Here is a 25,489-nt window from a genome sequence, read left to right on the forward strand (position 1 = left end):
CAGGCTCTGAATTGGTGCAGGAAGTAAGCACGAAAAGTGGAATCAGGATGAGAAACTTACGACTGTTGAAGCTTAACAAATGAGCATATCTTTTGGGTGGCTAGGTGTGAGGTTGTTGTGGTGGTGTGAGGTTAACGGGCACGCCGAGCGCTATTCACAGCGGTTGGTGGAGAATCGTTGGTAGAGAGTTCGAGTAGAACACGACCTTAGCCCCCTGTGAAAGCCACTTTTTCTCGAATTCTCTACCAACGACCCTCTACCTACTGGGTATTGTTCACTTCCATCCAGAGGTGGAAGACCGGGAACCCTCTCTCGACTGATGGTCAATACATCATTGGACGGATCATCTAACAGTGCCGTTACATGCATAAACCCCACCGTCCTGTAACAGAACGGTGGGGTTAAAGAAGTTGTTTAGCGGGCGTCCTGGATCTGGACAGCCTGTGCCACAGCGTTGACTACGGCGCCGACCTTCACGGCCTCCCAGATCTGCTCCTTGGTCAGGCCCTCAGCCTTCACGGTCTCAGCGTGGGCGCCGAGGCAGTATTCGCAGTTGTTCATTGCGGAAACGGTGATGGACCACAGCTCGAAGTTGACCTTCTCCACGCCTGGGTTGGAGATGACGTTCATGCGCAGGCCCATCTTGACGTTCGCGTAGTCATCGCCAAGCATGTGGCGGGAGCGGTACGCAACGTTGTTCATAGCCATCACGGTGGCTGCGCCGAAGGCTGCTTCGAGGGCTGCTTCGGAGAGGTGGCCCTTGGCCTCGTCGACGATCTCGGAGATCACGGTCTCGTTCTTGGTCGCAGCGGCGGCTGCGACGAGAGCGCCCCAGAGCTGCTCCTCGTTCAGTTCGGTAGAGCGGGTAAGGGAGCCGATGTTCAGCTTCTGGTCCTTGGCGTACTCAGGCAGTGCGTTCTTCAGGTTATCGATAGACATATTTCATCCTTAAACTAGTTTTGGGTAAAAAGGTGCCCCGCAGGAGCAGTCCGGCGGGGCGGGGGAAACCTTACTTCAGGGCTTCCTGAACCTCAGCGAACTTGTCGATGTTCTTGGTTGGGTCGTTCTTCTGCCAGTTGCAAGCGCAAACTTCTTCAGACTGCAGGGCGTCGAGGACGCGGAGGACTTCGTCAACGTTGCGGCCAACTGCGTCTGGGGTGACGGAGACGAACTGGATGATGCCGTCTGGGTCAACAATGTAGGTAGCGCGGTCTGCAACACCAGCTGCGTTCTCAACACCGAGCTCCTGAATCAGCTCGTGCTTGATGTCGGAGAACAGTGGGAATGGAACGGTCTTGAGCTCTGGGTGGGTAGCACGCCAGTTGAAGTGAGCGAACTCGTTGTCGATGGAACCACCGAGGATCTGGGTGTCGCGATCCTGGAATTCTTCATCCAGCTTGCCGAAGGCAGCGATCTCGGTAGGGCACACGAAGGTGAAGTCCTTCGGGTAGAAGAAGATAACCTTCCACTTGCCCTCGTACTTGTCCAGGGAAACCTCTTCGAAGTAATCGTCAGGCTGGGAAGCGTTAACCTCGTGCAGGTCGCCACCCTTGAGTGCGGTGAGGTTGAACTCTGGGAACTTGTCGCCGATGGTCAAAAGAGCCATGTGAATCCTCCTGTAGTTGAAGTGTGTGTTTCTCTGATCCGAATTGTTCGGGTCTGAAAGCAATTATGCCTAGGTTTCGACTATCCGGCAAGAGATTAAATCTTAGGGTGTATTAAACTTAGATAGGTAAATCCTATGCCAGGCAATGACCTGCATGCTTAGGTGAAGGCTATTTATTGCAAAGTGGGTAATTAGCTTTGCATAGGCCAGGACACGTTGACCTGACCTGAGTCCGACCCCTTGCCTTCTAAGTAGCGCTTAAAACTCTGCTGCGACTTGTAGTAGCTCACGGCCTGATACTCCATGAGCTCGTCAAGCGGTTTCTGTACCAGGTCAGGCCACTGCCTGGCCTGCTTCCAGGCGATTCGGGCCGCAGCCAACGCATCCGAGGTGGCTTCGTGAGCATTGTCCAACTTGACGTCGTAAAGCGCGCACAAATCGCTCAAGGTGCGCTTTCCCTTGCGGTAGGGGTCCTTCGCCTTATCAATCACAAAGGGGTCGAAGACCGGGCCGGTCACCGCGAACCCCGGGCGCAACTGGCCGAGCACGGTGAGATCGTAAGGGGCGTTAAAAACAATCAATGTCAGGCCGTCAGCCCAGCCTTTCTCAATCGCAGCGATGGTCTCATCCAGGACCTCGTCATGTGGACGACCGTGCTCGCGAGCGTACTCCGTGGAAATGCCGTGCACCTGCTGTGCGCCCTCGGGGATCTCCACCCCAGGGTCCGCGAGCATCTCCTGTGAGGACACCTCGCGGCCCGAAATGCGTACCAGTGCGGACGTGACAATGCGTGCCTCAAATGGGTTGGGGGACGTGGTTTCCAAATCGAAGGAAAGCATCTGCTGTGGACTAAAAGTGTTCATGCCCAAAACTCTAGACCGACCGTCGGACACGGGTGCCCCCGCTAGGTAAGTAGAATCGGAATCCGTGAACACACAGCTGCGCAAACAATGGGATGAACTGGCGGAAGAAGTACGCCGGCATCGCGACCTCTACTATAACGGTACCCCGGAAATTCCCGACGCGGACTTCGATAAGCTTTTCCAACAACTCCAAGCCCTGGAAAAAGAACACCCGGAACTCGCCGTTCCAGATTCGCCGACGATGGAAGTCGGCGCGCCCGTCAGCTCCAGCTTTGCCAACGTTGAGCACCTCGAACGCATGATGAGCTTGGATAACGTCTTTGATGAAGCCGAGCTGCGGGACTGGCTCGCGCGCACCCCAGCGCAGCGCTACCTCACCGAGTTGAAAATCGATGGCCTGTCCATCGACCTGATTTACCGACGCGGCGTCTTTGAACGCGCCGCCACCCGCGGCGACGGGCGGGTAGGGGAGGACGTGACCGAAAACGCCCGCGTCATCAGCGACATCCCGGAAAAACTTAACCACACCGACGAATACCCCATCCCCGAAGTCCTCGAAGTGCGTGGCGAGGTGTTCATCGCCGTAGAAGACTTCACCGAGGTCAACGCCCTGCGCATGGAGGAAGGTGGCAAGCCGTTCGCCAACCCACGCAACGCCGCCGCCGGATCGTTGCGGCAGAAAAACCCGGCGGATGTGAAAAAGCGCAAGCTCCGCATGATCTGCCACGGCATTGGCGCCCTGGAAGGCTTCACTCCCACCAGCCAGTTTGATGCCTACCAGGCGATGAAGGCCTGGGGGCTGCCCACCTCGGATTACACCGAAGCTGTCAACACTGCGGCGGAAGTGGTGGAAAAGGTGAAGTACTGGGAGGACCACCGGCACGACGCGATCCACGAAATGGACGGGCTAGTGGTCAAGGTCGATGACATCGCCACGCAGCGTGCCCTCGGCGCGACAGCCCGCGCGCCTCGTTGGGCCATCGCCTACAAGTACCCGCCGGAAGAAGTGACCACCACGCTCCTTGATATTCAGGTGGGCGTCGGACGCACCGGGCGCGTGACCCCATTCGCCGTGATGGAGCCAGTTTTTGTGGCTGGTTCCACCGTTTCCATGGCCACGTTGCACAACCCGAGCGAAGTGAAACGAAAAGGCGTGCTCATCGGCGATACCGTGGTGATTCGAAAGGCCGGCGAGATCATCCCCGAGGTGCTCGGGCCGATCGTGGAGAAGCGAGACGGCAGCGAAGTAGAGTGGGTTTTCCCTAAGACCTGCCCCGAATGTGGCGCCACCCTCGCCCCCAGTAAGGAAGGCGACGCGGACTGGCGCTGCCCGAACACGCAATCCTGCCCCGGCCAGCTCGGGGCGCGGCTGACGTACCTCGCGGGGCGTGGCGCGTTCGACATCGAGGCGCTCGGCGAAAAAGGTGCGCACGACCTCATCCGCTCCGGCGTGCTTCACGACGAAGCACAGCTGTTCAATCTCACCGAAGAGGACCTTTCTCGGACCTCGGTGTACGTGACAAAGAAAGGCACCGTTAACGCTTCTGGAAAGAAGCTGCTGAAAAACCTTGCCGAGGTCAAAGCAACTGACCTGTGGCGCGTCCTCGTCGCGCTGTCTATCCGACACGTGGGCCCCACCGCCGCTCGCGCCCTGGCCACCAAGTATCGGTCGATGACGGCGCTGCGGGAAGCGAGTGTGGAGGATCTCGCTACCACCGAAGGCGTTGGTTTGACCATCGCCCAGTCCTTCAATGATTGGTTCGCGGTGGATTGGCACACCAACATCGTGGAGCAGTGGGCCGCAGCCGGCGTCACCATGGAAGAGGACGCTTCTGACCTGCCGGAACAAACCCTCGCCGGCCTCACCATCGTGGTCACTGGAACGCTGGAAGGTTTCACCCGCGACGAAGCCAAGGAAGCAATCGTCTCTCGCGGCGGCAAAGCCGCCGGGTCGGTATCGAAGAAAACGTCCTACGTCGTCGCCGGTGAGAATGCTGGCTCCAAAGAAGCAAAAGCACGGGAACTGGGTGTTCCCGTGCTCAGCGAAGCAGAATTCGTGGCGCTCCTTAACTAAGGATCGATCCGACAATGTCACAGAGGGAACCGATGTGATCGACCTCTGTGGCCAGGAAGTCCGGACCGCCAGGCCTGCCGACCACCAGCATGAGGCCCGTGGCGCCAATTGGAGCGGCGCAGAGGGAGGCGTCGAGAAGCCGCCACGACGCAGGAACCCAATCTTCGTCCTCCCGCAGGATGCGGGCGCTCTCTACGTCGGCGTGCGGCGGGTTCGTGCCGTCGTCCTCCGGGGCGGCGGGGGAGGCGGCGACGCGGGTCATCACGTCGGCGTTGTCCAGCACGATCGCCCAGCCGGAGGTCATCGTCCGGGGCAGTACGGCCACGAAGTCCGTCATTGCCTTGTCTCGCTGGCGGTGGTTCGTGGCTACCGCGGCGAGCATTTCAATCTGACCGCGCCGATCCACACGGCCAGAGAATGGGCGGATGGAGTCCACCTCCACGCCAGGGATGGCCTGAGCTGCCGAAATGATCGTGTCGGGTGGGGTGCCCTGAGGGAGGGTGACCACGATATCGTCGGTGACCTGCCCGTTCGTGCTCTTTTCCACCACATCTACGGATTCGATGTTCCCGTTGACAGAGCCCATCGCGTCGGCAAGCTTGCCGAGGCTGCCGGGGGCGTCGGGAATCATGACACGGATGAGATATGACATCTGTACAATCCGCCTTTCGTGTGGGGGGGAACAGGTCTCTTTTAAAATATAACGCTCGTTACGGAAGAAAAGTTCCATAATCCTTATCAATGTTTGATTATGACCAGTAAACCCCCGCTGCGCCCTCATGGGAAGTGGTTCCGCTAAACTTTCCAGGTAGCGTTTGTAGCAACGTTTTAGCGATACAAGAATGGAGTTGCGCTCGTGCCTGAAATTTCGCGCGAAGAGGTCGCTCACCTGGCTAAACTATCTAGGCTTGCCCTCAGCGATGAAGAACTTGACATCTATGCAGAGCAGATCGACAGCATCATCGCCAACGTGAGTGCTGTGGGTAAAGTAGCCGCGGACGGTGTGAAGCCCATGAGCCACCCACACGATATTGAAACCACTATGCGTCCCGATGTTGTGGAAAAGACCCTGACGGCGCAGCAAGCACTCGACCAGGCACCGGAGGCTGCCGAGCAGCGCTTCGTGGTACCGCAGATCTTGGGGGAGTAAAGAGATGAACAAGTACCTCGTCGGAGCCGAAGGCTCTTCTGAACTCACTGCCATGACCGCGGCTGCGTTGGCCGAGAAGATCCACTCCCGGGAAGTATCTTCCGTGGAAGTCACCCAGGCGCACCTGGATCGTATTGCTGACATCGATGGCGAGCTGCACGCGTTCCTGCACGTGGGCGCGGAGGCCGCGTTGGCAGCCGCGAAGGACGTGGACGAGCAGATCGCTGCGGGCACCGTCGCATCTCCACTAGCCGGTGTTCCGCTGGCACTCAAGGACGTCCTGACCACCACGGATGCGCCTACCACCGCGGCCTCCAAAATTCTCGAAGGGTACATGAGCCCTTACGATGCGACCGTGACCCGCAAGATCCGCGAGGCGGGCATCCCGATCCTGGGTAAGACGAACATGGACGAGTTTGCCATGGGCTCTTCCACGGAAAACTCTGCCTACGGCCCGACAAAGAACCCGTGGGATCTGGAGCGCACCCCGGGAGGTTCCGGTGGCGGTTCCTCCGCTGCACTGGCCTCCGGTGAAGCGCCCCTGGCTATTGGTACCGACACCGGTGGCTCCATCCGTCAGCCGGCAGCGCTGACAAATACCGTGGGTGTGAAGCCAACCTACGGTACGGTGTCCCGTTATGGCCTGATCGCTTGTGCCTCCTCGCTGGACCAGGCTGGCCCTACCGCGCGCACCGTGCTGGACACGGCGTTGCTGCACGAGGTCATCGCCGGTCACGATAAATTCGACGCCACCTCCGTGGATCGCCCGGTGGCCCCCGTCGTTGCCGCTGCCCGCGAGGGTGCCAACGGCGACTTGAAGGGCGTGCGCGTGGGCGTCGTCAAGCAGTTTGACCGCGAAGGTTGGCAGCCTGGCGTTCTGGAGGCGTTCCACGCAGCTGTTGCGCAGCTGAAAGAGCAAGGTGCAGAGGTTGTTGAGGTCGATTGCTCGCACTTTGACGACGCCCTCGCTGCTTACTACCTGATCCTGCCGTGTGAAGTCTCCTCCAACCTCGCTCGCTTCGACGGTATGCGTTACGGTCTGCGCGTTGGAGATGACGGCACCCGTTCCGCTGACGAAGTCATGGCCCTGTCCCGCGCGGAAGGCTTCGGACCTGAGGTCAAGCGCCGCATCATCCTCGGCACCTACGCCCTGTCCGTGGGCTACTACGACGCTTACTACCTGCAGGCACAGCGTGTTCGTACCCTGATCGCGGAAGATTTCCGCAAGGCCTACGAGCAGTGCGATGTGCTGGTGGCTCCGACCACCCCGACCACCGCGTTCAAGCTGGGCGAGAAGGTTTCTGACCCGATGGCGATGTACAACTTTGACCTGTGCACCCTGCCGCTGAACCTTGCTGGCCTGTGTGGCATGTCCCTGCCAGCTGGCTTGGCGTCCGACACTGGGCTGCCGGTAGGTCTGCAGATCATGGCCCCGGCATTTGCTGACGACCGGCTGTACCGCGTCGGCGCAGCTTTTGAGGCTGGCAGGAAGTAACATCCGGTTGTGAATTTAAGGCGTCCTACGGGGCGTCTTTTTTCATTAACACGCTCCCTAATAAACATGGGCTTCACTAAGGCTGATAGATTAAGAACTACGTTTATTGTTCGCTGAGTGGATGTTGCGGGAGAGTTGTGTGCCGGTAAAAGCAATTGTGTCTAGCTTAACTTTGCTGGCCGTGGTGACCTTCGTTTTTTCCCTCACGCTCGGGAGCGTGCACTACGCGCCGGCTGAGGTGATTGAGGTACTGCGCAATCGTCTCACCGGTAGCCCTGTGAACGATCCTTCTGTAGACGCGGTGGTCTGGCAGCTCCGGGCGCCCCGCGGGCTGCTAGCCCTGATCGTCGGCGCTGGCTTAGCGCTGGCGGGCGTGTTGATGCAGACCCTGGTTCGCAACCCGCTGGCGGACCCTTATTTGCTGGGCGTATCAAGCGGTGCGAGCGTTGGTGCCACCGCCGTGATCACTTTCGGTGTGTTTTCGGGAATCTACGCCCTCGCTATTGGCGCGCTGCTCGGCGCGGTGGTGGCCACCGCCTGCGTGTTTTTCGTCGCGATGATTCAGGGTGGGCTGACTCCGCTGCGGCTGATCTTGGCGGGCGTCGTGCTCTCATCGGCGTTTTCCGCGATGGCAAGTTTTCTGGTGTTCAAATCCAGCGACGCCCGTGCCGCGCAGTCGGTGATGTTCTGGATGCTGGGGTCCGTTTCCGGGGCGCAGTGGAACAAGTTGCTCTTGCCTTTGGTGATGATCATCGCCGGGTCGATCTTGGCGGTAGTGATCTCGCGCCCCTTGGACGCGATGGTTGCCGGGCCCGATACGGCCGCGTCCCTGGGTGTGCGGGTGGAGTTGCTACGCAACGTGCTTTTCCTGGCGCAGGCCGCGTTGGTGGGGATTATGGTTGCGGTGGCCGGCGGAATTGGCTTTGTTGGTTTGATTATCCCGCACTTGGCCAGGATGTTGGTCGGCAGTATCCACCGGCGAGTGATTCCCGTTGCGATGACGTTGGGGGCCGTTTTCCTGTTGTGGGTTGATATTATCGCTCGCGTGGTGGTGGCCCCGCAGGAGATCCCGCTGGGTGTGGTCACCGGCCTGATCGGCGCACCGCTCTTCCTGTTCATCATGGGGCGCGGCACCTACCGATTTGGGGGACAAGCATGATTGAGGTCTCAGGCATCTCCTGCGAGGTTCGCGGAACAACGATCCTGCACGATATTTCCTTCACCACTACGCGCACCTGCGCCATCGTTGGGGTGAACGGCATTGGAAAGTCGACGTTGTTGCGGACCCTCGCCGGGATTAGGAAGGCCGCCGCGGGGCAGGTGCTTATCGACGGCCACCCCGTGCACCTGATGAAACCCCGAGAGCGCGCCACCCGGCTTGCTTTCCTAGGGCAGGAAGAGGTCCTCGGTGGTGACCTGAAGGTGCATGAAGTGGTTGCGCTCGGCCGATTGCCACACATGCGCCCGTGGGAGAAGGGCGGGAATGTTGATGAAGCATTAGCTCAGGTAGGGCTGTCCCACCTGAAGGATCGCTATTGCGATGAGCTTTCCGGCGGCCAGCGCCGGTTGGTGCTGGTGGCGCGGATGATCGCGCAGGATACCCCGGTGGTGTTGCTGGACGAGCCGACGAACCATCTAGACGTGCGGCATCAGTTAGAGATCCTGGAGATTCTGCGGGGACTGAACAAGGTTGTGGTCGCCACTATGCATGACTTGGATCTAGCGCTGGCCCATTTTGATGATGTGGTGGTGCTGCACGAGGGAACTGTGCTCGCGACAGGCCCATCGGATGAGGTGTTGGTGCCGGAGAACATTAGGAAGGCGTTCCGGGTGCAAGCGCAGGTGGTGCGCTTAGCCCAGCTCGAACGTCCACATTTGGTTATTGAGGAGAAGGAATGAAAAAAGTATTAGCAACCTGTTTGGTGTTGGCGTTGGCTGGCTGCAGCGCCCCGGAGGAATCCAAGGGCGAAATTGAGCTGGTCAACTGTGGTGAGACAGTGACCTATGAGCGCCCCGAAAAACTCTGGGTCAACGATGGCTCCTTGATCGCGACCGCGTTGGCGGCGGGAGCTGGGGACAAGATCGTCAATGTGAGTAGCTTGGCTCGTGACCGGAAGGTGCTGACAGAAAAGTACGGTGACCGGGTAAACAAGCTCAATGAGGTCAACGAAAAGTACCCAAGCCTGGAGGAACTCGTCGCCGCGGCCCCTGATTTGTACTTCGCCGGTTGGAACTACGGACTGGGCGAGGACAAGAACGTGCTGCCGGAAACCCTGAAAGAGCACGGCATAGATACCTATGTGCTCAGCGAGTCTTGCCGTCAGGCAGATGGCAAGCGCGGAACGATGGATCCGTGGGAGGCCGTGGATACGGATCTGCGGAACATCGCCAAGCTTGCCGGTGACACAGACGAGGCAGAGCGCGTGATTGCGGATATTAAGCAGCGTCGGGAAGCAATGGCGAACAACAAGAGTGGCAAGAAGGTGTTCGTGTTCGACTCCGGTACCGACACCATCTTTACGTCCGGCAAGTTCGGCGGTCCGCAGGCCATCATCGACGCCGCCGGTGGTGTGAACGCAGCCGAGGACATCAACGATACGTGGACTACCGTGAGCTGGGAAAAGCTCATCACTGAGCAGCCGGACGTAATCGCTTTCGTCGATTACCCGGGCCAGGAGTATGAAGAGAAGGTGGCCGTGCTCAAGGCCCACCCCGCTGCGAAGGATCTGAAAGCGGTCAAGGAAGAACGCTTCGTCAACCTGCCGTACGCGATGTGGACCTCGGGGCCACTAAACATTGATGCAGCGGAAGCGCTGCACGCGGAGCTAGCGAAGGTCGCTGAGTAGGCACGCGGCGCCTGATGCCACCGTGGTCACCGTGATCACTGCTGGCCAGGCGCCGATTTTCTTTGCCAGAGGGTGGGAGGCGCCAAAAGCGCCGAGGTAGGTAGCGGTGAGCGCAGCTGTTGTTGCTGCGCCACGCTTGGCCAGCCAGGAACGCCCCGCCCAGATGCCAGCTGCCGCGAGGACCACGCCACCTAGCGGACGGATTCCGGTTTCGCGGGCGGTGAGCCAGCCGCCAATGAGACCCACACCGACGACGGATGCGGTGTTCACTTCGGTTGCTTTCTTGAAGGTAGTCATAGTTCTTAAGCATACTTGGCTCATGAAATTGAACGCATGGCTTTACCTCGCATCCGCGGGAGCGTCAATGTTGGGTAACTCCGTGGTCCAGATCGTGTGGCCGTGGCTGGTGCTCAACCGGACGGGGGATCCCGCGGCGGCGGGAATGGTGGCAACGGTGATTGCGGTTCCCGCGTTGCTGTTTGCCATTGTGGGCGGTCACTTGGTCGATAGCGTCGGGCGGAAACGGATGTCGGTTGTTTCCGATGTGGTCTCCTCGGTGTCGGTGGCCAGCGTCGTGGTGGTGGACTACGTTTTTGGCCTGAACCTGTGGTGGTTCATTGCGCTCGGCATTGTGGGCGCGGTGGGGGATATTCCGGGGATGGCGGCGCGCAATGCGCTCATCACCGACATTGCGAAAGACTCAGGGGTTACGGTCTCTCGGCTCAGTGGCTTTAATCAGAGCTTGGTGGGGATCACGTTCCTGTTGGGGCCGGCGTTGGCGGGCGCGTTGATGTCGGTGCTCAGTATCGAGTTGGTGCTGTGGATTACGGCGGCGTGTTCGCTGTTGGCCGCGGTACTCACTGCGCTGCTGCGGCTCAGCGGCGAGGCACCGGTGGCGGAGGAGGAAGTGTTCAAGGGCTGGCGCGCGTGGGGGAGTCTGCTGCAGATCGCCCCGGTGCGGATGTTGGCAGTGATGACCTTGGTGTCCGGGATGTTGGTGGGACCGCTGCTCACGGTGTTGCTGCCGGCTCAGTTTGAGAGCCTGGGACGGCCGGTGCTGCTGGGGCTGTCGATGTCGTCGTTCGCGGTGGGCATGATTGTGATCAGCATGGCGGTCTCCGCGGTGGGGCTTGCTTACCGACGCCGCGCCTGGATTATCGCGATCGCGTTATTAGCAATTTCCTTTGGATGTACAGCGTTTTTGGACACCACCTGGCTCGTGTTCCTCGGGATGTTCGTTGCTGGACTGGGTAGTGGTCTGACCGGGCCCATAGTTACGCTGGTGGTGACGGAGGAAACTCCGGAGAGTATGCGGGGCCGGGCGTTTTCGCTCTTTACCGCGATTAATCTGTTTGCCACCCCGATCGGGCTGTCGCTCGCGACGCTGGCCCTAAAGTTTTATTCGATTTATTGGCTGGCGGTTGCGCTGCTGGTGGTGTGGCTGCCGGTGGCGGTGTGGGCTATTGTGCGCGGCGCCCGTGTACTCCCGCACTATCGCAGTGCTAGTTTGGTCGAGTGACTAGCAATCCTTGGAAAGCGCTCATCGCGCTGTGCACCGGCTTTTTCATGATTCTGCTGGATCAAACCATCGTGGCGGTGGCAACCCCACAGTTCCAGCAGGAACTGGAGGCCAGCATCAACGCGGTGGTATGGGTGAGCTCGATTTATCTGTTAGCCTGCGCGGTGCCGTTGCTGTTCACTGGTCGTCTGGGGGACCGGTTCGGGCAAAAGCGGATGTACATCATTGGCATGGCCGTGTTTACGCTGAGCTCCCTCGCCTGTGGTCTAGCGCCTTCCATCGAGGTGCTGATCTGTGCCCGGCTCACCCAGGGACTCGGCGCGGCGCTGCTGACGCCGCAGACCATGGCGATTATCAACCGCATCTTCCCGCGCGAGAAACGCGGCGCCGCGATGGGGGTGTGGGGCGCAACGGCTGGTTTAGCCACGCTGTGTGGCCCAGTCCTCGGTGGTCTGCTCGTGGGTTCGGTGGGCTGGCAATGGATCTTCTTTATCAACGTGCCCATCGGGATCCTGTGCATCTCCTTGGTGCTCGCGTGGGTTCCTGATCTTCATGCCACCGCGTCCAAGGTGGATACCCCGAGTGTGCTGATGTCCGGTATTGCGCTGTTCGCGATTGTATTTTCCCTACAGGAGGGGCCGAGCCAGAACTGGAGCTGGGTGGTGTGGGGTGCGCTGGCAGTGGGCGTCGTTATGCTCGCTGCTTTTGTGGCGCTGCAGTCGCGCGTGGCTGCGCCCCTTATCCCGCTGGAGCTGTTTCAGAACCGGAATTTCTCGCTCGGGTCATTTTCCATCTTCACCATGGGGTTTGCCGTGGCCGGGACGATGCTGCCGATTATGTTGTTTCTGCAGGACGGCAAGGGGCTGTCCGCGGAGCAGGCCGGCATGATGATGATTCCGATGGCGGTGATCTCCGGTGTGCTCGCTCCGGTGGCTGGGCGGCTCGCGGATCGGCTGCATCCGCGGGTGCTGTCCATGATGGGGTTCGGGTTCATGGTGGTGGCGATGCTGGTGCTCGTGGTGGTGATGCGCGACGGCGTGCCGGTGCGGTGGATGCTCGCGGGCATTTCGCTGCTGGGTCTGGGTAATGCGTTTGTGTGGTCTCCGAACTCGGCCACCACCATGCGCACGTTGAGTGTGCAGCACCTTGGCGCGGCGTCCGGCGTGTACAACACGTGCCGGCAGACTGGGGCAGTGGTGGGGACCGCGGCGATCGGCGGGGCGATGCAGATCGCGGTGCAATACACCAGTATGGCCACCGCAATGGGGCTGGCGATGATCGTTCCGGCGGTGGTGCTCACGATGGGTCTGGTGGCCGTATCGCAGTTCAGTGCAGCGAAACCTGCCGAGGGCACTACTATGTAAAGCATGCGTATTGCGACTCTAACTTCCGGTGGCGACTGCCCAGGCCTCAACGCCGTGATCCGAGGCATCGTCCGTACCTCTTCCTCCGAATTCGGTTCCAATGTGATCGGCTATGAAGATGGCTGGGTGGGTCTCATGGAGGACCGTCGCGTGCAGCTTTACGACGACGCCGACATCGATAAGATCCTGCTCAAAGGCGGCACGATTCTTGGCACCGGTCGCCTGCACCCCGACAAGTTCAAGGCCGGGTTGGACACCATTAAGGCAAACCTGGAGGACGCTGGCGTGGATGCCCTCATCGCGATCGGCGGCGAAGGAACTCTCAAGGGCGCTAAGTGGCTGTCCGACAACGGTATTCCCGTAATTGGCGTGCCAAAGACTATTGACAATGACGTCAATGGCACCGACTACACCTTCGGTTTCGACACCGCCGTGGCCGTGGCCACGGACGCCATCGACCGGCTGCACACCACCGCTGAATCCCACAACCGCGTGATGATCGTGGAAGTGATGGGACGACACGTCGGCTGGATCGCCCTGCACGCCGGCATGGCTGGCGGCGCCCACCACATTGTGATCCCAGAGGTGCCATTCAACATTGAGGCGATTGCCAAGCAGATGGAACGCCGCTTCCAGATGGGTGAGAAGTACGGCATCATCGTGGTCGCTGAGGGCGCTCTGCCTGAGGAAGGCACGATGGACTTCAACCTCGGCAGCGAGGACGAGTTCGGCCACAAGACCTTCAACGGCATCGGCCAGGTGATCGCGGATGAGATCCACAAGCGACTCGGCCACGATGTGCGTACCACGGTGCTCGGCCACATTCAGCGTGGCGGTACCCCAACGGCCTTCGACCGCGTCCTGGCTACCCGCTATGGTGTGCAGGCTGCCCGCGCGGCCCACCGTGGTGAGCGTGGCAAGTGTGTGGCGCTGCATGGCGAGCACATCGAGCTCATTGACCTGCAGGAAGCAGTGGGAACGCTGAAGCAGGTTCCGCTGAACCGTTACGAGACGGCTCGCGCGCTGTTTGGTTAAGCTGCCCGCTGGTAATTCAAAAGCTGTGCCTCAGGAAGTTCTGCCTCCTGGGGCACAGTGGCGTTTGATGGGGGTTGCGCAACCCCGTTAGCTACCTTATCGGGCGCATGTTAGTAGACTAGTGAACCATGACTGACCTCATGGATTACGACGAAGTTCTCACTAAATTCGAGCCGGTGATGGGCATGGAAGTGCACGTTGAGTTGGCGACCGAAACCAAGATGTTTTCGGCCAGCTCGGCGCACTTTGGCGCTGAGCCAAATAGCAACGTCGATCCCGTGAGCCTCGGCTTGCCGGGCGCGCTGCCGGTGGTCAACGAAAAAGGCGTGGAGTGGGCGATCAAGATTGGTCTGGCGCTGAACTGCAAGATTGCTGAATCGTCTCGGTTCGCCCGCAAGAATTACTTCTACCCGGATCAGCCGAAGAACTACCAGATCTCCCAGTATGATGAGCCGATCGCGTATGACGGCTACCTGGATGTTGTCCTGGATGATGGGGAAACCTGGCGCGTGGAGATTGAGCGCGCGCACATGGAGGAAGACACCGCGAAGCTCACCCACCTCGGTGGCGCTGAGGGGCGTATCCACGGTGCGACGTCTTCGCTGGTTGATGTGAACCGTGCTGGTGTGCCGCTGATTGAGATCGTTACGAAGCCGATCGTGGGGGCGGGGGAGCGTGCTCCTGAGGTTGCCCGCGCGTATGTTTCTGCGCTGCGTGACCTGGTGAAGGCCCTGGGTGTGTCGGATGCCCGGATGGATCAGGGGTCGATGCGTGTGGACTCTAACGTGTCGCTGCGCCCGGTTGGTACCACTGAGTTTGGCACCCGTACGGAGACGAAGAACATCAACTCTTTGAAGTCGGTTGAGCAGGCGGTGCGCTATGAGATGATGCGTCAGGCTGCCGCGATTGAAAACGGTGAGGAGATCGTTCAGGAGACGCGCCACTACCAGGAGGCGGACGGCTCCACGTCGAAGGGACGTCCGAAGGAGACTGCGGAGGATTACCGCTACTTCAACGATCCTGACCTACCGCCGGTCATTGCGCCGCGCGAGTGGGTGGAACAGATCCGCGCGACGCTGCCGGAGTTGCCGTGGGTGCGCAAGGCCCGCATTCAGCAGGAATGGCAGCTTTCCGACGCCGAAATGCGTGATCTGGTCAACGCCGGGGCGCTGGAGCTGATTATCCAGACCGTGGAGGAAGGCACCACCCCTGACGAGGCCCGTTCCTGGTGGGTGTCCTACCTGGCGCAGAAGGCCAAGGAATCCGATGTGGAGCTGGAACAGCTCCCGATCACGCCGGCGCAGGTAGCGCGTGTGGTGGCCCTTATTAAGGAAGGAAAGCTCACCAACAAGCTGGCCCGCCAGGCCGTGGACGGTGTGCTGGCCGGTGAAGGCGACGTGGATGAGGTCGTGCAGAAGCGTGGCCTGGAAGTGATGCAGGATGACGGCGCCGTGGAAAAGGCTGTGGATGAGGCGCTTGCTGCTAACCCTGATGTGGTGGCGAAGATCAAGGGCGGCAACATGAAGGCCTCTGGTGCGATCGTGGGCGCCGTGATGAAGGCGACCCGTGGCAAGGCAGATCCCGCAACGGTGAACAAACTGATCGCGCAGAAGTGCAAATAACTAGTTCTTTGAGGCTTGGTTTGACTTAAGGGGCGCGTGTGTCGCTGTGAGTGATACCCAATTTTGATGATTATCCTCCCGGAGTGGGGATTGTTATCGTTTTGTATCCTTACTAAAAAGTTGTGGATAACCTGCACTTTCATAACGCCAGGCTTAAAGTTTCAAAGGATTTCGTGCAATTTTTCTGGCAGTTGCAGTGTTGCCCTTATGTAAAAGTGACTAAGTTATGCGGATAGGTGTTGAAACAAGTCGGCACCGTTGATTAAAAGGAGATAATCCTATGAAGCGCTTTGCTAAGTCTGCTTCCGCCATCGCACTCGCTGGCGCCATGACTCTCGGTGTCGCTCCAGTCGCATCAGCCCAGAATGCAAATGTTGATGATTTGAACATTCCGGGGGAGTGTACCGCTACGATTGATATTCACAATGCGGTCAATGTATGGAACGCTACTCCTAAGGAAAACCGTTACCCAGAGACTCGTGAAGCCTTGGTTGAACGTATGGCGACCGAAGTTACCTGCCCAAACCCAATCGATCCTGACTATGATGGCTCTTCCGCTGGTCTTGGTCCCGCTCTGAGCGCTGCTGCTGTTTTGGGTCTTGGTGCTGCTGCTCTGTCTTCTGGTGCTAACGGCTCCTCTGAGAAGCCTGCGGAGAAGCCAGCTGAGAAGCCAGCTCCTGCTCCTGAGGCTCCAAAGGGTCCAGAAAAGGGTGTTAAGCCAGGTGCTGAGAAGGGCGTGAAGCCTGCTGCTCCTGCTGCCCAGGCTCCTGCTAAGCGCGGTATGCTCGCTCAGACCGGTGCTAACTCTGTGGCTCCTGTTGCCATCATGTTTGCACTGACCATTGCTGGCGCTGCTGCTTTCATCCTGCGTCGTAAGTCTGCCTAATTGTCTTTTTAGGTAGTTAGTAGTCCCCGTTCCCAAGTTTGGGAGCGGGGATTCGTGTTTGCATTGGGGCTACCTAAAGATCGGTCCGAGTATTGCTATAGAGCTGGTCATTGGGGAGGTAGCTCCCAGTAAAGTGGATCGCGCAATGATGAACAATCTGAATATTCAGAAGCGCACATAACTGTTAATTGCGTGCCTTGCGTGGCCGGGCATGTTTCAAGGGATGTGTGTATTGATATGAGGGTTACCTAATTGTGATAACAATACCCCCAAGCTAGGGGTTTGTTGCCATCCTGAAATTTAACTAAAAAGTTACAGATTACCTGCATGTTAGTTCAATGGAACGTGAACCTTCGGGGTGACAGCTGCAAGTGTTCTGAAAATTACAGTGTTGTACACGCAAAAAGCGTCTAAGTTATATGCGTAGGTGTTGAAACAAGTCAGCACCGTTGATTAAAAGGAGATGATCCTATGAAGCGCTTTGCTAAGTCTGCTTCCGCCATCGCACTCGCTGGCGCCATGGTCCTCGGTGCTGCACCAGCCGCTCACGCTCAGATCCCTGCCCCAGCTAGTTTTGATGCATGTGTAAACGGTGTTACCGTTAAGCTTGTCCATCAAGATGGCAAGTACAAGACTGTAGACGGTACTGCAGTATCGGATTTCCAATTTGGCAAGTGTGAAGATCAGCCAAAGCCTGAATCCAGCCTTCCTGATGTTGTTGTTTCCGCCAAGGATGCCTGCAAGTTGTCTCCATCCACCCAGGGGCAGGTAGATCGCTACAACGCTAAGAAGCCTGCTGACCGTACCCAGGGTGAATACGCTGGCACCGTGGCCGCAGTAGAAGCTGACATTAAGCTGAATGCTGACTTGGTTTGTGATACTCCTGCTCCAATCGATCCTGACAACGATTCTTCCGATGGCTACGGCCTTGGCCCTGCTCTGAGCGCTGCTGCTGTTTTGGGTCTTGGTGCTGCTGCTCTGTCTTCTGGTGCTAACGGCTCCTCTGAGAAGCCTGCGGAGAAGCCAGCTGAGAAGCCAGCTCCTGCTCCTGAGGCTCCAAAGGGTCCAGAAAAGGGTGTTAAGCCAGGTGCTGAGAAGGGCGTGAAGCCTGCTGCTCCTGCTGCCCAGGCTCCTGCTAAGCGCGGTATGCTCGCTCAGACCGGTGCTAACTCTGTGGCTCCTGTTGCCATCATGTTTGCACTGACCATTGCTGGCGCTGCTGCTTTCATCCTGCGTCGTAAGTCTGCCTAATAATCTTCTAGGTAGTTAGTAGTCCCCGTTCCCAAGTTTGGGAGCGGGGATTCGTGTTTGTGCACCGGGGCGTCGTTAAGCGGTGCTAATATCCCGTCAGAAGACTCAACGTAAGGTGGCGAAATGCGCAAAGCTCTCGTGGCGGTGGCACTCGGTGCGTCCGCGGTAACGGTGACGGCCTGCTCCAAGGAAGTGGTAATCCCGGACGAGGTCGCCACCGGGGTAGTGCAGACCCAGGATTTCCCAACGATCAACCCGAGCGCTCCTATCGAACTGGTCATTCCGGATGTGAACATCCGCGGTAATTTCGATGAAGAATCTTGCCGGGTGAAGAACGGGGCGATTGACCCCAAGTCCATGAGCAACGCGTGCGTCTACACCGCGCCGGACAAGCCTTACGAATTGCCTGGAACCAACTCCAAGGACCTCGTCGTGATCGCGGGCCACACCGGCGCAGGTGTCCCAGCTGTCTTCAATGATCTGTACGACGGGAAAGATGACCGACACACCATTAGTGAAGGCGCCAAGCTTTACATCCGCACCGCGGAGTCCGGCGACAAGTGGTTGGTCTACCGCGCCACCGACTTCCACTCGCCCAACAAGGACACGTTGGTTAACCAAGATGAAATCTGGGGGACCGACGCCACTCCCGGTCGCCTGCTGACCATCAGCTGTATCCAGCCCGCCAATCCGCTCGCCGATTCGGTGCGCAACGCCGTCGTCGGGTGGCAGTTCGTTGGTGTGGCTGGGGGAGAGGAAGCAGCACGCTTGTCGACGACCACCCCGGCCGCCCCAAGCACAACCCCAACTTCGTCGCCGACTCCTACTTCATCGCCGTCGCCTTCGCCTTCTCCGACTCCTACCACGACGTCGACATCTGAGGCGCCACGTGCTCCGCTCGCTCCGCCACCGCCACCGCCACCGCCAGCGCCGGCCCCTGCTCCTGCACCAGCGCCGGCGCCTGAACCACCGGCACCACCGCCACCACCACCTGGGCCGGTGCTGCCTCCACCGCCTGAACTGCCGCCGCTTCCACCGCTGCCGCCGCTTCCACCGCTGCCGCCGTTGCTGCCACCGCCACCGCCACCGCCGGCTTAGTTTTCGGCCTCCGCGCTTCTATAACGTCCACCTACCCCCGAAATGGGGTGGGTGGATTTTCTATTTTTATGGCATTCACCTGGGCTTTGGTGCGAATGATGTCAATGTGAAATTTGTGACTAACGAGGTTTAAGTTTCCAAAGTGGCTTAAGTGGTGAATGATGGTCGTATGTGAGCACGTGTTCACACATGGCTGGGACGACTCGGTACGCCAGTGATGACCAACACTTGTAATTTCTTTTTTAGAAGGATTGTTATGAAGCGTTTTGCTACTTCTGTAACCGCTCTGGCACTTGCAGGCGCGATGTCTCTTACTTTCGTTCCAGCTGCCAGCGCACAGTCCACCGCGACGAGCTCTGGTTACTCCATTGAGTCCATCGCCGGCTCCATGGCACAGTTCTACAAACTTTCTGGCGGGCTTCAGGCAGAGATCCGTGAAGCCCTGGAAAAGGGCGATGTACTTAAGCTGGTCGAACTTAAGGCCCGCGCAGACGCTGAGCTCGCAGGCCAGACCGGCGCAAATGCAACGGGCAACGCCGCACTCAACGCTCTTTCTTCTCCAGCAACCGCTCCTCAGACCGAGGTACGCACCGATGGGAAAATCGAACGCACCATCACCGGTGGTACCAACGCTGCCGGGAACCTTGGTTCTTCTGCTCCACAGACCGAGGTGCGCACCGACGGTAAGATCGAACGCACCATCACCGGTGGCACTAACACTGCCGGGAACATGGGCTCCTCCGTGCCAAAGGTAGACGTGCCAAACGTCGACATTAACGCCGTTACCGGTTCCTCTGGCACCACCACCAACACCACTACCACTACCGACACCAACCGGAGCCTGAACCTGACCGCAGGTTCCTCCGAAGACGGTGGTCTGAATGTTCGCACCATCCTAGGAATCACTGGCCTGACTCTGGCTGGCCTGTCCTTCGGTAGCATGCTCTCCTCTGAGGGGGGCGCAAACCTCGGTTCTTCCTCCAACACCAACACCGAGAAGAAGGAAACCGGTGGCAATGGTGGCCGCGTCGGTGGCGAAGTTGCCGCGGGTCATGGCGGAAACCAGGGCAAGGCCGGCGAAGTTGCCGCAGGTCACCCAAAGAAGGGCGATGTTGCCGCTGGCAAGCGAGGCGTCTTGGCTGCAACCGGTAACAACACCGCTGCACGCGCACTTGCTGCCGTTCTCTTCCTGCTGGTTGTAAGTGCAGCGGGTGTGGTAGTTCGCCGCAAGTTTGCTTCCTAAGGTTTTAACTGCAAAGGTTCCAGTTTTCATCCCGCCATCCGACGACGTTGCTCGGGTGGCGGGATTTGCTGATCTTGGGGTGGTTATGCGTTTGCCCCCCGACATTACCCTCCCGAAGTTCGGGCTCATTGGGGTGTTTTTGGGGCAACCTCGGGGGCGTAATGTCGGGGCCAACGTTGCAGGGCCCGAATGTCGGGGCCAACGCGCAGGCCGTGATGTCGGATCCGTGAACCTTGCCGCCACAGCATTCCCAACCGTTTCACTGGCCTCAGCCTTTTCGGTGTTGGGGCGCGGTTAAGGCTGCTTTATCTTCTCCCCGACATTACCCTCCCGAAGTTCGGGCTCATTGGGGTGTTTTTGGGGCAACCTCGGGGGCGTAATGTCGGGGCCAACGTTGCAGGGCCACATTTTCAGGGCAATGTCGGGGGCGTAACGTCGGGGCCCAGCCAAACCCACAGCAATCTAGGCGGCCAACGCGCGGGCACGCAGGCTCCCATTAAACAGCGCGGTTAAAACATCGCCACCTTGATGGCCATGTACACCATGATGAAGCCGATCGCGACGTTAACGATGCTCCAGATGCGTGGCTGCTGGAGCATAGCGGCGCCCTTGATGGACAGGAATCCGATGGTGGGGAACCAGAGGGCGCTGGCGGCGAGGGCGCCGGCGGCGAAGTACCAGCGCATGATGTCGCCGTGTTGGTTGGCGATGCCTCCGAGCATCACTAGGGCGTCAATGTAGGCGGCTGGGTTGAGCCACGTGAAAGCTAGCGCGGTCAGCACGGGTTTGTGCCATGAGGTGCGCGCCTGCGCCTTGACGCGGGTTTTGAGGGTGGTCGTCGTGAAGCTGCCTGCGGACGCTGCTTGTTCCGGCGCTGTTTCGGCGATGACTTCGGTGTCACGCTGGCGGGTGGCGTCTCTGAAGCAGGTGAATGCGAAGTAGCTGAGATACACCACGCCGAACCATTTGAGCACAGTGAGGAAGAGCGGGGCGCGTTCGATGAGGACGCCGACGCCGAGGGTGCCGCCGAGGATGAGGAGGATGTCGGAAAGCATGCAGACGAGTAGGATCGCCCCGACATGTTCGCGTTTCATCCCTTGCTTAATAATGAGGGCGTTCTGGGGGCCGATAGCGACAATGAGAGAAAGGCCGATCACTAATCCACTCAGTACTACGCTCATGCCCTATATTGTGACCGAAAAGTCATGTGAAGCAAAATTAACGAGCTGAAAAAGTGAGAAATATACCTAAAGTTCATCTGCGCGAATGCTTGTAAAAAAGCAATAACGGTGGGTTAGAATTGCTTCATGAACCAAAATCACCTCACGACGCTGCTCGCTGTCCTCGACGAAGGCAGCTTTGAAGGTGCTGCCGAGGCTCTTCACATCACCCCGAGCGCCGTGAGTCAACGAATCAAAGCGCTCGAATCGGACATGGGGCGCGTCCTCATCCGCCGCACCAGCCCCGTCGCGGCCACCGACGCCGGAGAAATCCTCGCCCAAGCCGCCCGGCGCATGGCGCTCCTCCAAGCGGAAACCGACGTCGCGCTCGAGCGGAGCATCGCCCGAGTGCCACTGTCCGTCGCCATCAACGCAGACTCCCTCGCAACGTGGTTCCCCGACGTTTTCGCCGACGTTGCCACCTGGAAACACGCCACCCTCCAGGTGCGCATCGAGGACGAGGCACACTCCCTCTCCCTTCTTCGCCGCGGCGACTGTCTCGGCGCCGTCACCACAGAAGCCAATCCCGTTTCCGGCTGCGACGTCCGCGAACTCGGCATCATGCGGTACCGCGCGGTAGCAGCGCCCCGCCTGCGCGACGACTACCTCAAGGGCGGCGCCATCGACTGGGCAGAAATGCCCGTCCTGCGCTACGGGCCCCACGACGCACTCCAAGACATGGACTGGCACGGCCGCCTACCGGAACGCCCCCGGGAACGGCGCATCTCCCAAATCCCATCCTCCGAGGCCTTCCTCGAAGCGGTGCGTGCCGGCCTCGGCTGGGCTTTCGTCGCTGACCTACAAAGTCAACCGCTGCTCGATTCCGGCGAGCTGGTGCTGCTTGACGACGCCGTCGTGGACGTCCCGCTCTATTGGCAACACTGGCGTCTGCAATCGTCCATGCTCGGCAGCCTCACCACCTCCGTCGTGGCTGCAGCCAACGAGCACCTGCTTTAGCTCGTCGGCGGGGTAGCGCCCGGCCCGAACGGGCTGCCGCCGAGCCGCTCCCGACCATGTGGTGAGATGAGATCCGACATGTCAGGACCCACCGGCACGATCTGCGTCGGATTAATCTCTGCGTGCGTAATGAAGTAATGCTCCTTGACCTGCTGCAGGTCGGTGGTGTCACCGAAGCCCGGCGTCTGGTACAGATCGCGCAGGTAGCCCCACAGGTTGGGCATGTCCTTGATCCGGTTGCGGCTGCACTTAAAGTGCGAGTAGTAGCAGACGTCGAAACGGATCAGCGTGGGGTAGAGGCGGATATCGGCTTCCGTGATATGGCCCCCGACCAAATATCGTCGGGTGCTGAGGTGGTCCTCGAGCCAATCCAGGGCGTCGAAAAGCTGCTCGTGGGCGGCCTCGTACGCCTCCTGGCTCGCGGCGAACCCGCAGCGGTATACCCCGTTGTTGACGTCCTTAAACACCCGCGCGTTGATCTCGTCGATCTCATCGCGCAGCTGAACCGGGTAGAGGTCCGGGGCGCCCGCACGGTGGAACGCCGTCCACTCCGTAGCGAATTCCAGTGTGATCGAAGGATAGTCATTCGTCACCACCGACTTGCTAGCAACATCGACGATCGCTGGCACAGTAATACCCCGCGGATAATCAGGGAAACGATTGAAATACGCCTCCTGGAGGCGCCGGATACCCAGCACCGGGTCTACACCACCCGGATCAAGGTCATAATTCCAGGAGCGGACGTCGTGAGTAGGCGCCGCCAAACTCAACGAGATAACATCCTCCAAGCCCAGCAGGCGACGGGAAATGATCGTGCGATGTGCCCACGGGCACGCCCGAGCAGCCATGAGCCGATACCGGCCCGCCTCCACCGGCCAATGGAAGGTGCCGTCGGGCTGTTCGGTGACCTCTGAGACAGAACTGACAATGCGGTCAGTGATGTAGTTGGTGTCCCGGATGAACTCGCCCTCCTTCGCCGCATTCTGCGGCGGCCCGGCCCAAACCTCGGTCATAGTCAATCACACTCTCCATTCTGTAGATATGTCAACAATAGGGGGTGTGGGAGGGAAAGGCAAGCAAGTCGTTATCAAAAGTGCCGTGTTTGTCGCTGCGAAAGCGAAAGTGCTGACTTACGCTTGTGCCATGGCTAACAACGAACAACCCAACCTTGATGACCTCGACGGGCTCGCAGACGTGCCCACCTACCAACCAGAACACAAAAAATCCGGCTCGGATAAGCTCTACGAACGCTACGGTCGGCCGGCTCCACAAAATATCGCAGCGACCAAACCTGAACAGGAAGCGGAGCCAAAAATGGCCACTCCAGAACCTACACAGAACCTGTACAAGATCAGCTCCGACCCAGAGCCCACCGCCTCCTTCGATGCACCCACCACGGACAAACCGCTGTACCGATCGCCATTTAGCAACAACTCCGTAGCGGACGATCCTTACGTGGCCCCTGCTGAAACCGCTGAATCTACCCCGGTAACAAACGAGGTCGATGCCCGCCGTGGCACCATCGACTTCGGTCTGATGATTATCCGCGTGGTCATCGGTGCGCTGCTGCTGCTCATGGGCCTGCGAACCTTCTTCGAATTAGGTGGCGCCCCAGGAATCACCGGACTGCAAAGCCAATTCAGCGACTACGCCCTCGGTGGAATCCTTGCTATTGCAGTGCCAACCCTGCAGCTCATCGCTGGTGTCTTCCTGCTCCTCGGCCTGCTGACCCCGGTCGCGGCCTCTATTGCTACCGCCGTCACCGGCTTCGGGGCAGTCCACGCTCTGGCACAAGCCGATGGCATTAACGTGTTCTACCCGGAAACTAGCCTTACCCTTTCGGCGTTGCTCGCTGCGATTGCGCTTGGTCTACAGTTCACCGGGCCAGGCAAACTGTCCTTTGACGTGGCACGCAGCTGGGCTAGGCGCCCGTTGGCCTCCTCCTGGATCTGGGCGATCGTCGGCATCGCGGGCGCCGTAGCACTCTGGTGGTTCGGAGCTGGGGTTAATCCGCTGAATTAACTTTCGTCCGCTTCATCACGATGAATAGGCTCACCAGGATGAACAGCATCAGCCACAGGTAGCCTGACAAAATAATTTTCTGCAGCACGCTGAAACCAAACATTTCCTCGTGCAAATCACCAAAAATCCAGTGCGGCTTAATCTGCAAACAAAACAGCCAGGTGGCACCAGCGCAGATACCAAGCAGCACTGGATTTTTTGGTGTCGCCAGCCAGCGGTGAATAAGCACCATGGCAAACAGCGGCATCCACACCCAGTGGTGGGACCAAGAGATCGGGGAAATGATCAGCATGAGGCCTGCGTTGACCATGGCGGCGTCGACAAGCATGTTGCGTTCAAACATCAGCAACATTAGCTTCGAGGCGGCAATGACCGCCACGAGGACGATGATGATCCAGGCGATGTCGATGAGCGTCTGATGCTGCTGCGCGGCTGCCTCCGACGGCGCCCAACGGGCCAGCATGCCCTTGATGGACTGGTTCGTCATGTACGCCGTGCTCACGCCCGCCTCGTTGGTCGAGTTCATCTTGAAGATCATGTCGGTGTAGAACTCTTTGGTGGCGGTGAAGCGGAACAGGGCAGTGACAGCTGTGACAAACACGCCAGCGAAACCGGCCCAGAAAATCGCCTTGAAATCCTTGCGGAGCAGGAAGAACAGGCACAGCGCCACCGGGGTAAGCTTAATCGCCGCAGCAACGCCAATCAGCGTGCCCTGAGGCAGGAACCGCTTTCGGGGCACCAGATCAAGCACACACAGCGCCAACACCAGCACGTTGATCTGCCCGTAGCTCGCGTTCATCGTATGCGGCTCCGACAGCAGCGCAAGCGGCCACATGACGCAAGCGAACGTGAAGGATAGCAGCGGGTTATTTCGGATCAGCGCCCGGGAAATAACGAAGATGCACAGGTAGGTCAGCAGCGCGGACAGCACAATCACGGACACCGCTGCCACTTTGCCGCTGACCAGTGCGAAGGGACTCAAAATCGCCGCGCCGAACGGCGGGTAGATGAATGGCAGCCTAATGCCGGCTACTTCGAAGGGCTCAGCATAGAGCGATCTGTTATCCAAAAACGCCCTCGCTCCGGCGCGATACACTTCCATATCGATGTGGTAATCCCACAACAGGTAGAAGTGGATAATCTGCCATAAACCGGAGACGAGGGCGGTAACAGATATCGTCCACAGAATTTTCGGAGAAAGTTCCAGGTTGATAGTGGTGGGGCGAGCCAAAGTCATA

At 59.1% G+C, this 25,489-nt stretch carries 24 protein-coding genes; 16 read left to right on the plus strand and 8 right to left on the minus strand.

What is annotated here, in order from left to right; all coding sequences use genetic code 11:
* Positions 1-414: 414 nt before the first annotated feature.
* From HW450_RS12465 to HW450_RS12475, 3 genes are all read right to left on the minus strand, one after another.
* Complete coding sequence (locus HW450_RS12465; RefSeq protein ID WP_182385925.1) at positions 415-939, minus strand: carboxymuconolactone decarboxylase family protein; 525 nt, start codon at positions 937-939, stop codon at positions 415-417.
* Positions 940-1,009: 70 nt separating this feature from the next.
* A complete protein-coding gene (locus tag HW450_RS12470) occupies positions 1,010-1,606 on the minus strand; it encodes a peroxiredoxin (protein WP_182385926.1) in 597 nt (198 codons plus the stop codon).
* A gap of 191 nt (positions 1,607-1,797) precedes the next feature.
* On the minus strand, positions 1,798-2,469 hold the full coding sequence (locus HW450_RS12475) for a 3'-5' exonuclease (protein WP_182385927.1): 672 nt from the start codon (positions 2,467-2,469) through the stop codon (positions 1,798-1,800).
* Between the two features lie 64 nt (positions 2,470-2,533).
* Here HW450_RS12475 and ligA point away from each other — a divergent pair, with 64 nt between their 5' ends.
* On the plus strand, positions 2,534-4,543 hold the full coding sequence (gene ligA, locus HW450_RS12480; protein ID WP_182385928.1) for an NAD-dependent DNA ligase LigA: 2,010 nt from the start codon (positions 2,534-2,536) through the stop codon (positions 4,541-4,543).
* Here ligA and HW450_RS12485 read toward each other — a convergent pair.
* Positions 4,536-5,195: an ACT domain-containing protein gene (locus HW450_RS12485; protein WP_182385929.1), complete on the minus strand. Its 660-nt coding sequence runs from the start codon at positions 5,193-5,195 to the stop codon at positions 4,536-4,538. The two genes, ligA and HW450_RS12485, sit on opposite strands and share 8 nt — an antisense overlap.
* A gap of 204 nt (positions 5,196-5,399) precedes the next feature.
* On the opposite strand from HW450_RS12485, the gene gatC reads away from it, so the two are divergent.
* The 5 genes from gatC (at position 5,400) to HW450_RS12510 (ending at position 10,034) form a co-directional block, all read left to right on the plus strand.
* Complete coding sequence (gene gatC, locus HW450_RS12490) at positions 5,400-5,693, plus strand: Asp-tRNA(Asn)/Glu-tRNA(Gln) amidotransferase subunit GatC (protein WP_182385930.1); 294 nt, start codon at positions 5,400-5,402, stop codon at positions 5,691-5,693.
* A gap of 4 nt (positions 5,694-5,697) precedes the next feature.
* Positions 5,698-7,188 carry an Asp-tRNA(Asn)/Glu-tRNA(Gln) amidotransferase subunit GatA gene (gatA, locus tag HW450_RS12495; RefSeq protein ID WP_182385931.1) on the plus strand — a complete coding sequence of 497 codons (1,491 nt, stop codon included), beginning with the start codon at positions 5,698-5,700 and terminating at the stop codon, positions 7,186-7,188.
* 121 nt (positions 7,189-7,309) lie between these two features.
* Entirely contained in the window at positions 7,310-8,347 is a 1,038-nt protein-coding gene (locus HW450_RS12500) for a FecCD family ABC transporter permease (protein ID WP_182387550.1), read from the plus strand.
* Complete coding sequence (locus HW450_RS12505; protein ID WP_182385932.1) at positions 8,344-9,087, plus strand: ABC transporter ATP-binding protein; 744 nt, start codon at positions 8,344-8,346, stop codon at positions 9,085-9,087. Before HW450_RS12500 ends, HW450_RS12505 begins: the two co-directional genes overlap by 4 nt.
* Positions 9,084-10,034, plus strand: coding sequence for an ABC transporter substrate-binding protein (locus HW450_RS12510; RefSeq protein WP_182385933.1), 951 nt, complete (start codon positions 9,084-9,086; stop codon positions 10,032-10,034). Before HW450_RS12505 ends, HW450_RS12510 begins: the two co-directional genes overlap by 4 nt.
* Here the strand turns inward: HW450_RS12510 and HW450_RS12515 are convergent.
* Positions 10,014-10,331, minus strand: coding sequence for a hypothetical protein (locus HW450_RS12515; RefSeq protein WP_182385934.1), 318 nt, complete (start codon positions 10,329-10,331; stop codon positions 10,014-10,016). The genes HW450_RS12510 and HW450_RS12515 overlap by 21 nt on opposite strands.
* A gap of 22 nt (positions 10,332-10,353) precedes the next feature.
* Here HW450_RS12515 and HW450_RS12520 point away from each other — a divergent pair, with 22 nt between their 5' ends.
* The 8 genes from HW450_RS12520 to HW450_RS12555 all read left to right on the plus strand — a co-directional run bounded on the left by HW450_RS12520 (position 10,354) and on the right by HW450_RS12555 (position 20,052).
* A complete protein-coding gene (locus HW450_RS12520) occupies positions 10,354-11,553 on the plus strand; it encodes an MFS transporter (protein ID WP_182385935.1) in 1,200 nt (399 codons plus the stop codon).
* Complete coding sequence (locus tag HW450_RS12525) at positions 11,550-12,917, plus strand: DHA2 family efflux MFS transporter permease subunit (protein ID WP_232843271.1); 1,368 nt, start codon at positions 11,550-11,552, stop codon at positions 12,915-12,917. The genes HW450_RS12520 and HW450_RS12525 overlap by 4 nt, the downstream gene beginning before the upstream one ends.
* Before the next feature lie 3 nt (positions 12,918-12,920).
* Positions 12,921-13,952 (plus strand): 6-phosphofructokinase, encoded by a 1,032-nt coding sequence (locus HW450_RS12530; protein WP_182385936.1) that lies wholly within the window; start codon positions 12,921-12,923, stop codon positions 13,950-13,952.
* Positions 13,953-14,080: 128 nt separating this feature from the next.
* A complete protein-coding gene (gatB, locus tag HW450_RS12535; protein ID WP_182385937.1) occupies positions 14,081-15,574 on the plus strand; it encodes an Asp-tRNA(Asn)/Glu-tRNA(Gln) amidotransferase subunit GatB in 1,494 nt (497 codons plus the stop codon).
* Between the two features lie 280 nt (positions 15,575-15,854).
* Positions 15,855-16,460, plus strand: coding sequence for an LPXTG cell wall anchor domain-containing protein (locus HW450_RS12540; RefSeq protein WP_182385938.1), 606 nt, complete (start codon positions 15,855-15,857; stop codon positions 16,458-16,460).
* Between the two features lie 471 nt (positions 16,461-16,931).
* A complete protein-coding gene (locus HW450_RS12545) occupies positions 16,932-17,711 on the plus strand; it encodes an LPXTG cell wall anchor domain-containing protein (RefSeq protein WP_182385939.1) in 780 nt (259 codons plus the stop codon).
* Positions 17,712-17,834: 123 nt separating this feature from the next.
* Positions 17,835-18,809, plus strand: a complete 975-nt coding sequence (locus tag HW450_RS12550; protein ID WP_182385940.1) for a sortase family protein — start codon at positions 17,835-17,837, stop codon at positions 18,807-18,809.
* A gap of 256 nt (positions 18,810-19,065) precedes the next feature.
* A complete protein-coding gene (locus HW450_RS12555) occupies positions 19,066-20,052 on the plus strand; it encodes a hypothetical protein (protein WP_182385941.1) in 987 nt (328 codons plus the stop codon).
* A 509-nt stretch (positions 20,053-20,561) separates the two neighbouring features.
* On the opposite strand, the gene HW450_RS12560 is transcribed toward HW450_RS12555, so the two are convergent.
* Positions 20,562-21,233 (minus strand): LysE/ArgO family amino acid transporter, encoded by a 672-nt coding sequence (locus tag HW450_RS12560; RefSeq protein ID WP_182385942.1) that lies wholly within the window; start codon positions 21,231-21,233, stop codon positions 20,562-20,564.
* Positions 21,234-21,359: 126 nt separating this feature from the next.
* Between HW450_RS12560 and HW450_RS12565 the strand changes: the two genes are divergently transcribed.
* On the plus strand, positions 21,360-22,229 hold the full coding sequence (locus HW450_RS12565) for a LysR family transcriptional regulator ArgP (protein WP_182385943.1): 870 nt from the start codon (positions 21,360-21,362) through the stop codon (positions 22,227-22,229).
* Here the strand turns inward: HW450_RS12565 and HW450_RS12570 are convergent.
* A complete protein-coding gene (locus tag HW450_RS12570; RefSeq protein ID WP_182385944.1) occupies positions 22,226-23,242 on the minus strand; it encodes a glutathione S-transferase family protein in 1,017 nt (338 codons plus the stop codon). The genes HW450_RS12565 and HW450_RS12570 overlap by 4 nt on opposite strands.
* Positions 23,243-23,372: 130 nt before the next feature.
* Here HW450_RS12570 and HW450_RS12575 point away from each other — a divergent pair, with 130 nt between their 5' ends.
* Positions 23,373-24,251 carry a DoxX family protein gene (locus tag HW450_RS12575; protein WP_182385945.1) on the plus strand — a complete coding sequence of 293 codons (879 nt, stop codon included), beginning with the start codon at positions 23,373-23,375 and terminating at the stop codon, positions 24,249-24,251.
* Here the strand turns inward: HW450_RS12575 and HW450_RS12580 are convergent.
* Positions 24,235-25,488 carry a glycosyltransferase family 87 protein gene (locus tag HW450_RS12580; protein WP_182385946.1) on the minus strand — a complete coding sequence of 418 codons (1,254 nt, stop codon included), beginning with the start codon at positions 25,486-25,488 and terminating at the stop codon, positions 24,235-24,237. The two genes, HW450_RS12575 and HW450_RS12580, sit on opposite strands and share 17 nt — an antisense overlap.
* Position 25,489: the final 1 nt, after the last annotated feature.

Source organism: Corynebacterium hindlerae (genome assembly GCF_014117265.1).
Lineage (GTDB): Bacteria > Actinomycetota > Actinomycetes > Mycobacteriales > Mycobacteriaceae > Corynebacterium > Corynebacterium hindlerae.

Excerpts from the sequence above, each read along its gene's own strand:
- HW450_RS12560 (WP_182385942.1), bottom strand. The coding sequence starts at position 21,233 with ATGAGCGTAGTACTGAGTGGATTAGTGATCGGCCTTTCTCTCATTGTC.
- HW450_RS12505 (WP_182385932.1), top strand. The coding sequence starts at position 8,344 with ATGATTGAGGTCTCAGGCATCTCCTGCGAGGTTCGCGGAACAACGATC.
- gatB (WP_182385937.1), top strand. The coding sequence starts at position 14,081 with ATGACTGACCTCATGGATTACGACGAAGTTCTCACTAAATTCGAGCCG.
- HW450_RS12575 (WP_182385945.1), top strand. The coding sequence starts at position 23,373 with ATGGCTAACAACGAACAACCCAACCTTGATGACCTCGACGGGCTCGCA.
- HW450_RS12470 (WP_182385926.1), bottom strand. The coding sequence starts at position 1,606 with ATGGCTCTTTTGACCATCGGCGACAAGTTCCCAGAGTTCAACCTCACC.
- HW450_RS12500 (WP_182387550.1), top strand. The coding sequence starts at position 7,310 with ATGTTGCGGGAGAGTTGTGTGCCGGTAAAAGCAATTGTGTCTAGCTTA.
- HW450_RS12545 (WP_182385939.1), top strand. The coding sequence starts at position 16,932 with ATGAAGCGCTTTGCTAAGTCTGCTTCCGCCATCGCACTCGCTGGCGCC.
- HW450_RS12510 (WP_182385933.1), top strand. The coding sequence starts at position 9,084 with ATGAAAAAAGTATTAGCAACCTGTTTGGTGTTGGCGTTGGCTGGCTGC.
- HW450_RS12580 (WP_182385946.1), bottom strand. The coding sequence starts at position 25,488 with ATGACTTTGGCTCGCCCCACCACTATCAACCTGGAACTTTCTCCGAAA.
- HW450_RS12465 (WP_182385925.1), bottom strand. The coding sequence starts at position 939 with ATGTCTATCGATAACCTGAAGAACGCACTGCCTGAGTACGCCAAGGAC.
- HW450_RS12555 (WP_182385941.1), top strand. The coding sequence starts at position 19,066 with ATGAAGCGTTTTGCTACTTCTGTAACCGCTCTGGCACTTGCAGGCGCG.
- HW450_RS12540 (WP_182385938.1), top strand. The coding sequence starts at position 15,855 with ATGAAGCGCTTTGCTAAGTCTGCTTCCGCCATCGCACTCGCTGGCGCC.
- HW450_RS12475 (WP_182385927.1), bottom strand. The coding sequence starts at position 2,469 with ATGAACACTTTTAGTCCACAGCAGATGCTTTCCTTCGATTTGGAAACC.
- HW450_RS12565 (WP_182385943.1), top strand. The coding sequence starts at position 21,360 with ATGAACCAAAATCACCTCACGACGCTGCTCGCTGTCCTCGACGAAGGC.
- gatA (WP_182385931.1), top strand. The coding sequence starts at position 5,698 with ATGAACAAGTACCTCGTCGGAGCCGAAGGCTCTTCTGAACTCACTGCC.
- HW450_RS12550 (WP_182385940.1), top strand. The coding sequence starts at position 17,835 with ATGCGCAAAGCTCTCGTGGCGGTGGCACTCGGTGCGTCCGCGGTAACG.
- HW450_RS12520 (WP_182385935.1), top strand. The coding sequence starts at position 10,354 with ATGAAATTGAACGCATGGCTTTACCTCGCATCCGCGGGAGCGTCAATG.
- HW450_RS12570 (WP_182385944.1), bottom strand. The coding sequence starts at position 23,242 with ATGACCGAGGTTTGGGCCGGGCCGCCGCAGAATGCGGCGAAGGAGGGC.
- HW450_RS12515 (WP_182385934.1), bottom strand. The coding sequence starts at position 10,331 with ATGACTACCTTCAAGAAAGCAACCGAAGTGAACACCGCATCCGTCGTC.
- HW450_RS12530 (WP_182385936.1), top strand. The coding sequence starts at position 12,921 with ATGCGTATTGCGACTCTAACTTCCGGTGGCGACTGCCCAGGCCTCAAC.
- HW450_RS12485 (WP_182385929.1), bottom strand. The coding sequence starts at position 5,195 with ATGTCATATCTCATCCGTGTCATGATTCCCGACGCCCCCGGCAGCCTC.